We start from the raw sequence: 257 nt of genomic DNA, 5'->3' as shown, positions 1-257 counted from the left end.
GCCGCAGCCTGCAACTGCACACCGTCGCAACCCGCGCGGCGCGTCACGCCTTGTTGCCGACCAACCCTGGCACTGCGTGCAGCAGGGCATTGATCGCGAAACCGATGAACATCACCCCGCGGACCCGGGTGATCGCCAGCTCGTGGCGCTGGTACCAATTGCGTACCTTACGCGCGCCGACGATGCCGATGAGGATAGCGTATGCGCCAAGGCCGCCAAGGAAACTCAGGGCAATCAGCCCCGGCAGCATCGACCAG

The 257-nt window shown here is 65.4% G+C and carries 1 pseudogene; it reads right to left on the bottom strand.

Features of this window, described 5'->3' with window-relative positions:
- Positions 1 to 43 precede the first annotated feature (43 nt).
- Positions 44 to 257: pseudogene (locus SB725_RS32375) on the bottom strand (LysE family translocator); the annotation flags it as partial.

The sequence above is a fragment of the Pseudomonas sp. SIMBA_041 genome (assembly GCF_046535095.1).
In the GTDB taxonomy this organism is placed as follows: domain Bacteria; phylum Pseudomonadota; class Gammaproteobacteria; order Pseudomonadales; family Pseudomonadaceae; genus Aquipseudomonas; species Aquipseudomonas mucoides.
This window is presented reverse-complemented; position numbering and strand designations above follow the sequence as displayed.